Source organism: Streptomyces tricolor (assembly GCF_002155905.1).
GTDB lineage: Bacteria > Actinomycetota > Actinomycetes > Streptomycetales > Streptomycetaceae > Streptomyces > Streptomyces tricolor.
The window spans coordinates 1-9080 of the sequence record NZ_MUMF01000279.1 but is presented as its reverse complement, the minus strand read 5'-3'; the positions used below and the strand labels follow the sequence as shown (position 1 = coordinate 9080).

Below are 9080 nucleotides of genomic sequence, written 5' to 3'. Positions count from 1 at the left end.
CCGGCACCGGTGCCGGGGTCCGGCCGGTGGTGCCCGACGGGTGTATGGACCTGCTGTGGAGCGAGGGCCGGCTGCTGGTCGCGGGGCCCGACACCCGTCCCTACGCTCCCGAGGGCCCGGCGCGTTCCTGGGCCGGTGTCCGGTTCTTCCCCGGGACCGCGCCCACGCTGCTCGGTGTTCCGGCGTACGAGCTGCGCGATCTCCGGGTGGAGCTGGCGGACCTCTGGCCCGCGGCGCGGGTGCGGCGGTTGTGCGACCGGATCGCGGCGGCACCCGACCCGGCGACCGCGCTGGAGGACATCGCCCTCGACCGGGCGGCGGAGGCGGGTCCCGCGGACCCGGTGCTGCGCCGGGTGGTGCAGTGCCTGGACGAGGGCCGTCCGGTGTCCGCGACGGCCGCTGAACTCGGCCTCGGCGAGCGCAGCTTGCACCGCCGCTGTCTGACCGCGTTCGGTTACGGCCCGAAGACCCTGGCCCGCATCCTGCGTCTGCGGCGGGCGCTGGCCCTGGCCCGCTCGGGGACGCCGTACGCGGAGACGGCGCTCCGCGCGGGCTACGCGGATCAGCCCCATCTGGCGCGGGAGGTGCGGCAGCTGGCGGGCATGCCGCTCGGGGAGCTACTCGCCGGGGACGGGTAGCGGGGCGAACAGGTCGACCCCGTTGCCGTCGGGGTCGTGCACGGTGGCGTACCGCTGCCCCCAGACGGCGTCCCACGGCTTCAGCTCCCCGTGGTGGCCGGCGGCCACCAGCTCCGCGTACCGGGCGTCGACCTCGGCGGGGGAGCCGCAGCGGAAGGCGAGCGAGATCCGCCCGCCGCCGGCGGGCGGCTGCCAGCCGGGGTGGAAGGAGCGGACGGTCTCCTCGGTGTCGAGCGCGAGCGTCAGCCCGCCGGGCAGGCCGGCCTCGACATGCGGCTGGTCCTCGGCTCCCTCCGGGAAGACCAGTCCGAGGCGGCGGTAGAAGGCGAGCGAGGCGGCGAGGTCGGAGACGACCAGGCCGATCACGGCGAATCGTACGGTCATGCGGTCACCGTAGGCAGCCGCCGGTCAGCCGGTCTTGAAGGAATCGGACACCGGGGGCGCCGGCGGCGGGCACCCGTCCGTTCCGGGGCGCCCCGTGCGGCGCTTCGGACCGGTCGCCCCGAGGTGCTCGACGAGGACGAAGGTCACGCTGATCAGCAGGGACCAGGCACCGAACTTGGTCAGCGGCACCGGCTGCCAGCCGCCGAGCTGCTGCGGATAGCTCCAGGCGCCCGCGTAGGTCGCGGCGTTCTCGGCGACCCACAGGAAGAAGCCGATCAGGACGAAGGAGACGGCGAGCGGCATGCGGTAGCGGTGTGCGCCCACGCTGAAGCCCACCCAGGTCCCGGCGGTGGCGGCGATCATCGCCACCGCGAGCGGCCAGCGAAGGTCGGGTATCCAGTGGTGGGTGAAGAAGTTGAGGTAGACGGCGGCGGCGACCAGGGTCGTGGCGGCGGCGCGGTAGCGGGTGTAGCGCAGTCGCATCAGCCGCCGGGCCCGGCAGACGTAACTGGCGACGGCCGCGTACATGAAGCCGCCGTACAGCGGCACCCCGCCGATCTTGGTGAGGGCGTCCTCCGGGTAACTCCACGAGCCCATACGCACCTTGATCAGCTCGAAGAGCAGCCCGATCACATGGCACACGGCGATCACGGCGGTGTCCCGCCGGGTCTCCCAGCCGACCCGGCGGGCGAGGAGGGTGAGCAGGACGCCGTAGACCAGGACCAGGTCGTAGCGGGCCACAGGGAGCGGGGGCAGCAGCCGGGAGGCGCCGATCCCGGCCAGCAGCGCCACGGCGAAGGCGCAGGCACGGGCCTGGACGACGCCGAACCGGACCAGTTGCGCGCACCCGTGGCGGAGTCCGCTCGCCAGGGACCTCTTCTCGTGGCGCATGCCCCCTCCTTCGCGCGACAGCGAGGGGGCCGATACTAGGCGCGCAATTGAACGTGTTCAAATGTGGGGGCTGATGTCGGCGCCGGCGGGCGGGGTCGACCGTGCGCGGCGGGCGCGGTCCCCGGCAGCGAGGTCCGGGGAGCCTGCCGGGCCACGGTCCTCGCGACCTCGCGGGCGGCCCTGGCGAAGGCCTGCACCGCGCCGCTGGCGTGTCCGGCCCGCCACACCAGGCCGTAGCCGGTCGGCTCCGCGTCCGCGAAGGGGACGTAGGCGACACCGGGGCGGGCGTGGTACCGAGCGGTGTGCGCCGGGACGAGCAACGCGCCCTTGCCGGCGGCGACCAGCATCAACGCCTCCTGCATCTGGGTCATGCCGGGGCCGCGGGCGATCGGCCGGCCGCTCGGTGTGCGGGCGGGGGCGTGGTGTTCCAGCCAGTAGTCGGGCACGTTGCCTACGATCGTGAGCAGGGGTACGTCGGCCAGGTCCTCCAGGGACACCGCGTCCCGGGCGGCGAGCGGATGCGCCGAGCCGAGCGCGAGGACGCGCTCCTCCGCGAGCAGCGTCGGGCCCTCGCCCAGATCCTCCTCGCGCACGGGGAGTTCGGCGACCTGGAGGTCGAACTCGCCCCTGCGGAGCTGCCCGTACGGATCGGCGAGCGGCACTTCGCACACCTCCACGGCGAGCCCGGGGTGACTGGCCCGCAGTGCCTCGGTCGTCCGCATCACGATCTCGCCGGCCAGCGGGTTCGGGAAACCGACGTGCAGCACGGTGTCGATGCCGCGCGCGGTGGCGGCGGCCCGCTCCAGGGCGGCCGCGATCGCGCGGTGGTGCGGTTCCAGGTCGGCGCGCAGCTGCCGGCCGAGCGCGGTGAGGGCGACGCGGCGGCTGGTACGGACGAACAGCGGGGCGCCGACGCGGCGTTCGAGGCGCTGCACGAGCTGGCTCACCCGGGCCCGGGACAGCCGCATACGGTCGGCCGTGCGGCCGAAGTGCAGTTCCTCGGCGAGCAGCAGGAAGCACTCCAGTTCATCGCGTTCCATCGACGTCCCCCGGGTCCATCGGATCGGTAAGCCTGGCTGAACGAACGTTGCGATCTTCGCCGTTGTTCCCCCCGCGCCCCTGATCGAAGGTGGTCGAGCCGACAGCATCCCTACACATCGAGGAAGCGACATGAGTTCACGCAAAGCGGCGGCTGCGCTGAGTGCACGCGACTGGGGGATCCTGCTCGTCCTGTGCGGGGCGATCTTCCTGGAGGGCATCGATGTGGCCATGCTCAATGTGGCCCTGCCGTCCATCCGGGCCGACCTCGGTCTGTCCACCGGCTCCCTGCAATGGGTCATGAGCGCCTACGTCCTCGGATACGGCGGCTTCATGCTGGTGGGCGGACGCGCCGCCGACCTCTTCGGGCGCCGCCGGATGTTCGTCCTCTGGCTCTCGGTCTTCCTGCTCTTCTCCGGACTGGGCGGGTTCGCCACGGAAGGCTGGACGCTGATCGTCGCCCGGTTCGTCACCGGAGTCGCCGCCGCCTTCATGACCCCGGCCGGGCTCTCCCTCATCACCACCAGCTTCGACGAGGGCCCGCAGCGCACCAAGGCCCTGCTCCTCTACTCCGGCACCGCGGCCGGCGGCTTCTCGATCGGCCTGGTCGTCGGCGGGCTGCTCACCGCGGTCGGCTGGCGCTGGGTGTTCTTCGCACCGGTCGTGCTCTCCGCGCTGATCCTGCTCGCGGCGCTCGCCCTCGTGCCCCGGACGCCACGTCCCGACCGCACCGGCCAGAGCGTCGACCTGGCCGGCGGCCTCACCGTCACCGCCGCCGTCGTCCTGCTCGTCCTCGGCGTGGAGCGCGCCGCCCACACCAGCCTCGTGCAGACCCTCGGCACGCTCGGCGCGGGCCTCGCCTTCCTCGCCGCGTTCCTCGCCGTGGAGCGCCGCGCGGCATCCCCGCTGGTCCGCCTCGGCATCTTCCGCAACGCCGCCCTGGTCCGCGCCAACCTCGTCGGCCTGCTCTTCGCGGGGGGCTTCTTCGGCTTCCAGTTCCTGGTCGTCCTCTACCTCCAGGAACTGCGCGACTGGTCGACCCTGCAGACCAGCTTCGCGATGATCGTCATCGGGGTCGACGCGATCCTCTCCCCGGTCCTCACCCCCAAGCTGGTGCACCGCTTCGGCAACGCCCGGGTGATCTTCGGCGGACTGCTTCTGGCCGCGCTGTCGTACGCCCTGTTCCTGCCGGTCGGTGCCGACTGGACGTACCTGGCCATGCTTCCCGCCCTGCTCACCCTCGGCATCGCCTTCTCCCTCGCCTACGGCCCCCTCACCATCGTCGCCACCGAGGGCGTCCAGGAGGAGGAGCAGGGCCTGGCCGGCGGACTGCTCTACACCTCCTTCCAGTTCGGCGCCGCGCTCGGCCTCTCCGCGGTCACCGCCGTCAACGTCTCGGCCACCGCGTCGACATCACCGGCCGCGCTGCTCGACGGCTACCGGGCGGCCCTGTGGGTCCCCCTCGCCGCGGCCCTGCTCGCCACGCTGATCGGCGCCCTCGGACTGCGCGGCCGGCCGGCGGTCACGGTGGCCGCGTCGGGCGTACCCGCCGACCGGGCCGCCGACGAACTCCCCGCCTCCCACTGATCCTTCCGATCCTTCGCCGACAAGGTGCACCCCATGGCCCTCACCAGAGTCAGCGCGTTCGCCGACCTGCACGACACCTTCTTCGACTACGTCCGGGACATCACCTACGCCACGATGACCACCGTCGACCGCAAGGGCCGCCCCCGTGCCCGGGTGCTGCTCCCCGTCTGGGAGGTCGTCGACGGCCGGCCGGTCGGCTGGCTGGCCACGTACAGAACCCGGGTGAAGACAGCCCACCTGGCACACAACCCCCACACCACGTACTCCTATTGGAGCCCCCGCCAGAACACCGTCCACATCGACTCCCGCTCCCTCTGGGCGGACGACGCGGCCTCCAGGCGCCACGCCTGGAACCTCTACGTCGCGGGCGGACCGCCCGGGGTGGGCTACGACCCGGCCCGGTACTGGCGGGGCGGCTGGGACGACCCCGAGTACCACGTCCTCAGGATCGAGCCCTGGAGGATCCAGCTGGTCCGCGGCTCGGACCTGCACAGCACCGTCTGGCAGCCGGACACCGCCTGACGGCCCGCGGGCCCGGCACTCAGCCGAAGACGACCGGTCCGTTCGGCGAGTCGACGGTGAAGGAGAGCGCGGCCGGTCCCGTGCCGAGCACCAGCGAGGTGCCCAGGACGGCGAGCCGGCCGCGCACCTCCTCCGGGTCGGGGGCCGAGGCCGACACCGCGAGCAGCGGGGTGACCGGCAGCCCCGAGGCGGCCGGATGCCGGGAGTCGCCCCAGTCGATGAGGAACGGCACCAGGCCCGAAGCCTCCCCGGGGCCGCCGTCGGTCAGCCGCCACCGCAGCACGGTGCCGTCCGGCGTGCGCCGGCTCATCGGCCGTACCGGACCCGGGTCGTGGCCCCGCGCCCGCGCCTCGGCGACCGCCGCGTCCAGGTCCGGCGGGCTGATCGCCCAGGTCAGCACCGAGGGCCCGGCCAGCCGGTCGACGCCGAACGGCCGCGGCCCGTCGGGCTCGGGCTGCTCCGGATCGGGGCCCACGATCTCCAGATAGCTCCGGCCGCCCAGCCCCACCAGGTGATTGCGGGTACCCAGCCCGAGGTGCACCCCGCCGGGCGCCGGCCTGACCCCGGTCCGCCGGGCGAAGTCCGCGACCGTCGCGCCCAAGTCGGGTGTGGCGAGGACGAGATGATCCAGCAGCGGAGGAATGGCGTTCATCGGGCAGGAGGTTACGGGATCGGGGCCACCCCGGGAACGGCCCGTACGGCACCATGGGCGCATGACCCGTACCGTACGCGCCCTGCCGCTGCTCCTCCTGCTCCCCGCACTGCTCACGGCGTGCGGCACCGAGAAGGCGGACGCAGGCGACGCCCCGGAGCCCGCGCCGACCACCGCACGGCAGCCCGAACAGGACGACCGGCTGCGCGCGTCGGGCATCGCACCGGAACTGGTCTACGTCACCGAGGTACCCGGCTTCACGCTCGCGCAGCAGTCCGTCGGGGTGAGCGGGGACGACGGCTTCTCCGCCGCGTACTGGGCGAAGAACGGCGCGATACTCCGCCTCTCCGCCGAGCGGGGCAGCGCCGCCGACTGCCCCGAGGACCACATCTGCCGGGCACCGGCGAAGGGCCATGTGGTGCGGATCAGCGGCGAGAAGGTGGCACCCGACGTGCTCCGCCGCGCCGCGGACGCCGTCCACCGCCCCACGCCGGCGGAACTCGCCGCGCTCCTGCCGCCGGCCCCCACGGCGACGGCCCCCGTGCAGCGCGGCGACCTCCCGTCGTACGGCGACGGAGCGCCCGACAACAGCGTGGGCCAAGGCGGTTGACCGGCCGCGCCCACCGGTGACGGCAGGCACCTTCCGGGCCGCCGCGCCTGCGCCTAGAGTCCGTCGGCATGCCTCCCCGTCTCCTCCTGTACACCTGTACCGCCGACTACCGTCACGACTCCATCCCGGACGCCGTGGCCGCCGTCCGGGCGCTCGGCCGGTTCGCCGTCGAGCACACCGAGGACCCCGCGGACCTCGAACGGCCGCTGGACGGGTTCGCGGCCGTGGTCTTCCTCTCCACCAGCGGCGACGTGCTGACCCCGGCCGGCCGCCGGCGGCTGGAGCGGTACGTCGGGTCGGGCGGCGGCTTCGCCGGGGTGCACGCGGCGGCCTGCACCGAGTACGGGTGGCCGTACTACGGCGAACTCCTCGGCGCCCGCTTCACCCGGCACCCCGCCCACCAGCCGGGCCGGGTCCTGGTCGCCGACCCCGCCCATCCCGCCACCCGGCGGCTGCCGGCCGTGTGGGAGTTCACCGACGAGTGGTACGACTTCGACCGCGTGCCGGGCGGCGCGCACCGGGTGCTGCTGCGCGCCGACGAGACGTCGTACGACGGCGGCGGGATGGGCGCCGACCACCCGCTGGCCTGGTACCGCGCACGGGGCCCCGAGGGCGGGCGTGTGTTCTACACGGCCCTGGGCCACTCCTGCGACGCCTACCGTGACCCCGCCTTCCTGGCCCACCTGAATGGGGGCCTCACCTGGGCGGCCGGGCTCGCCGAGTGACGTTTCTGCGGTGAACCGACTGCGCCATTGGAGTGAGTAAAGCTGGCGTAGGAGGAAGGTCACGTGACTATCTAGACATGCTCTTGTCTTGGCAAAGGGCGCCGGACGCGGCGGCCCCCATCCCGCCCCGCGTCACCCACCCACAGGAGGAGCCGGACCTTGACTTACGGGAACAAGCTGCGCGAAGCCATCGCCGGGCCCGGGACCACACCGCTGATCGGCGTGTACGACATGTATTCGGCGTCGATCGCGGCCAAGCACTACGACGGGATGTTCGTCTCGGGCTTCGGCTTCGCGGCCTCGTACTACGGACTGCCGGACATCGGCTTCATCGCATGGCCCGACATGGTGGCCTTCGTCCAGCGGCTGCGGGGTGCCTTCCCGCACCACCACCTGCTGGTCGACATCGACGACGGGTACGTCGACCCCGAGGTCGCCTGTCACGTCGTCGAGGGACTGGAGCGCATCGGCGCCTCCGGAGTGATCCTCGAGGACCAGAAGCGGCCCCGCCGCTGCGGCCATGCCGACGGCAAGCAGGTGCTGCCCCTGGAGGAGTACCTGGAGAAGCTGCACAAGGTCCTGGAGACCCGCAAGGACCTGGTCGTCGTCGCCCGGACGGACGCCACCGACGAGCACGACATCCTGCACCGCGCCGAACAGCTCGCCGCCACCGACGCCGACGTCGTGCTGGTCGACGGCGTGCGCAGCGTCGAGTGGATCAAGCGGATCCGCAAGGTCGTCGGGGACAAGCCGCTGCTGTTCAACCAGATCGCCGGCGGCAAGTCGCCCCGCCTGTCCCTCGGTGAACTGTCGGACCTCGGCGTGGACGTCGCCATCTACAGCACCCCGTGCCTGTTCGCCGCGCACGAGGCGATGGACTCCGCGCTCGCCGACCTGAAGGCGGCCGACGGCCGGCTGCCCGAGGTGGATCCCGCGAGCGGGGTCGGTGTGAAGGCCTCCACCAGCCTGCTGGAGCGCAACATCGCCCGCGAGCGGCTCACCCCCGAGGGTGTGGGCGTGTGACACGTGCATTACCCCTCCTCGGCATGGCCACGGCGGTCGCCGCCGCGCTCCTCGGGGCCGGCGCCGTACCCGCCGCCGCGTCCGACAGCCTGATCACGGTGATCGACAACTCCGAGGCCGACTCCTGGCTCGAGGTCGACCGCACGGCCAACGTGCAGACCGGCAGCGGTACCGCCGGCAGCGACCACGACGGCAGTGCCGTGGACGTGGTGGAGGCCCTCATCGGCGCCGGCCAGGACGAGGAGGACTGAGGGACGACGGAACAGCGCGACGGCCGGGCACCCCGTGCGGGAGGTGCCCGGCCGTCGTCGTGTGTCCGGCCCCGCGGAGTCAGTCCTCCGTGTGGTCGGGGTGGCCGTCCTCGCCCAGCTCGACGTCCTCCTCCGGGCCCTGCTCCTGCTCGTCGGCGGGTGTGGCGACGGTGACGCGCTGCGGCCCGGGCGCGAGGGTGTGGCTGGTGGCATGTGCCGTGCCGTAGGCGGTGACCAGGGCGACTGCCGTCGCGGCCAGGGCCGATGCGGTACGCGTGGTGTGGTTCATGCCCGGTCAACGAACTCCACCGGAGCGGGGTCACCGTCCGCCGCCCGAACCGGCGGCCCGCGTCACGCAGTCGGCCGTTCGCCGGTCACCGGCCGTTCGCCGGTCACCGGCCGTGCCGGGCGGGGCCGGGCGGGCGGGGCCGTGCTCGCCCGCTGCACCAGCCGGGTCGACAGCTCCGTCCGGGTGCCCTCGGGGCGCTCGCCGTGCATCATCCGCACCAGCAGCCGCAGCGCCGTCGCCGCCATCTCCGCCAGCGGCTGGCGGACGGTGGTCAGGGCGGGGGCGACCCAGCGGGCCTCGGGCAGATCGTCGAACCCCACCACGCTCACCTCGTCCGGCACCCGCACCCCCCGCTCCGCCAGCGCCGCGTACACGCCGAGCGCCATCCGGTCCGCGCACACGAAGACCGCGGTCGGCGGCTCGGGCAGGTCCAGCAGCTCGTGCGTGCGCAGCCGGGCGGTGACGAGACC

The 9080-nt window shown here is 73.4% G+C and carries 13 protein-coding genes; 7 read left to right on the top strand and 6 right to left on the bottom strand.

Annotated features, from left to right (window positions below; genetic code table 11):
* Positions 1–638 (top strand): helix-turn-helix domain-containing protein (locus CCN44_RS20745; protein ID WP_244203941.1); only part of this gene is annotated, 638 nt, incomplete at its 5' end.
* Here CCN44_RS20745 and CCN44_RS20740 read toward each other — a convergent pair.
* Genes CCN44_RS20740 through CCN44_RS20730 form a run of 3 tightly spaced genes read right to left on the bottom strand, consistent with a single transcriptional unit; the run spans position 618 to position 2953 of the window.
* Positions 618–1022, bottom strand: a complete 405-nt coding sequence (locus tag CCN44_RS20740; RefSeq protein ID WP_059253672.1) for a VOC family protein — start codon at positions 1020–1022, stop codon at positions 618–620. The genes CCN44_RS20745 and CCN44_RS20740 overlap by 21 nt on opposite strands.
* A 24-nt stretch (positions 1023–1046) precedes the next feature.
* Entirely contained in the window at positions 1047–1913 is an 867-nt protein-coding gene (locus CCN44_RS20735; RefSeq protein WP_059253674.1) for a DUF817 domain-containing protein, read from the bottom strand.
* Positions 1914–1948: 35 nt separating this feature from the next.
* Positions 1949–2953, bottom strand: coding sequence for a LysR family transcriptional regulator (locus CCN44_RS20730; RefSeq protein ID WP_079081211.1), 1005 nt, complete (start codon positions 2951–2953; stop codon positions 1949–1951).
* A gap of 130 nt (positions 2954–3083) precedes the next feature.
* On the opposite strand from CCN44_RS20730, the gene CCN44_RS20725 reads away from it, so the two are divergent.
* A complete protein-coding gene (locus CCN44_RS20725) occupies positions 3084–4538 on the top strand; it encodes an MFS transporter (protein ID WP_059253676.1) in 1455 nt (484 codons plus the stop codon).
* Positions 4539–4571: 33 nt separating this feature from the next.
* A complete protein-coding gene (locus CCN44_RS20720; protein WP_059253678.1) occupies positions 4572–5060 on the top strand; it encodes a pyridoxamine 5'-phosphate oxidase family protein in 489 nt (162 codons plus the stop codon).
* Positions 5061–5079: 19 nt separating this feature from the next.
* Here the strand turns inward: CCN44_RS20720 and CCN44_RS20715 are convergent, their stop codons facing one another.
* Complete coding sequence (locus CCN44_RS20715) at positions 5080–5712, bottom strand: VOC family protein (RefSeq protein ID WP_059253681.1); 633 nt, start codon at positions 5710–5712, stop codon at positions 5080–5082.
* Positions 5713–5773: 61 nt separating this feature from the next.
* Between CCN44_RS20715 and CCN44_RS20710 the strand changes: the two genes are divergently transcribed.
* The 4 genes from CCN44_RS20710 (at position 5774) to CCN44_RS20695 (ending at position 8321) form a co-directional block, all read left to right on the top strand.
* Positions 5774–6322 carry a hypothetical protein gene (locus tag CCN44_RS20710; RefSeq protein WP_059253683.1) on the top strand — a complete coding sequence of 183 codons (549 nt, stop codon included), beginning with the start codon at positions 5774–5776 and terminating at the stop codon, positions 6320–6322.
* Between the two features lie 68 nt (positions 6323–6390).
* A complete protein-coding gene (locus tag CCN44_RS20705) occupies positions 6391–7047 on the top strand; it encodes a ThuA domain-containing protein (protein ID WP_059253685.1) in 657 nt (218 codons plus the stop codon).
* A 159-nt stretch (positions 7048–7206) separates the two neighbouring features.
* Positions 7207–8070: an isocitrate lyase/PEP mutase family protein gene (locus CCN44_RS20700; RefSeq protein WP_059253687.1), complete on the top strand. Its 864-nt coding sequence runs from the start codon at positions 7207–7209 to the stop codon at positions 8068–8070.
* A complete protein-coding gene (locus tag CCN44_RS20695) occupies positions 8067–8321 on the top strand; it encodes a hypothetical protein (RefSeq protein WP_223283742.1) in 255 nt (84 codons plus the stop codon). The genes CCN44_RS20700 and CCN44_RS20695 overlap by 4 nt, the downstream gene beginning before the upstream one ends.
* Positions 8322–8400: 79 nt before the next feature.
* Here the strand turns inward: CCN44_RS20695 and CCN44_RS20690 are convergent, their stop codons facing one another.
* Positions 8401–8610, bottom strand: coding sequence for a hypothetical protein (locus tag CCN44_RS20690; RefSeq protein WP_059253691.1), 210 nt, complete (start codon positions 8608–8610; stop codon positions 8401–8403).
* A gap of 62 nt (positions 8611–8672) precedes the next feature.
* The coding region (locus CCN44_RS20685) for a substrate-binding domain-containing protein (protein ID WP_158103130.1) at positions 8673–9080 on the bottom strand (408 nt) is incomplete at its 5' end.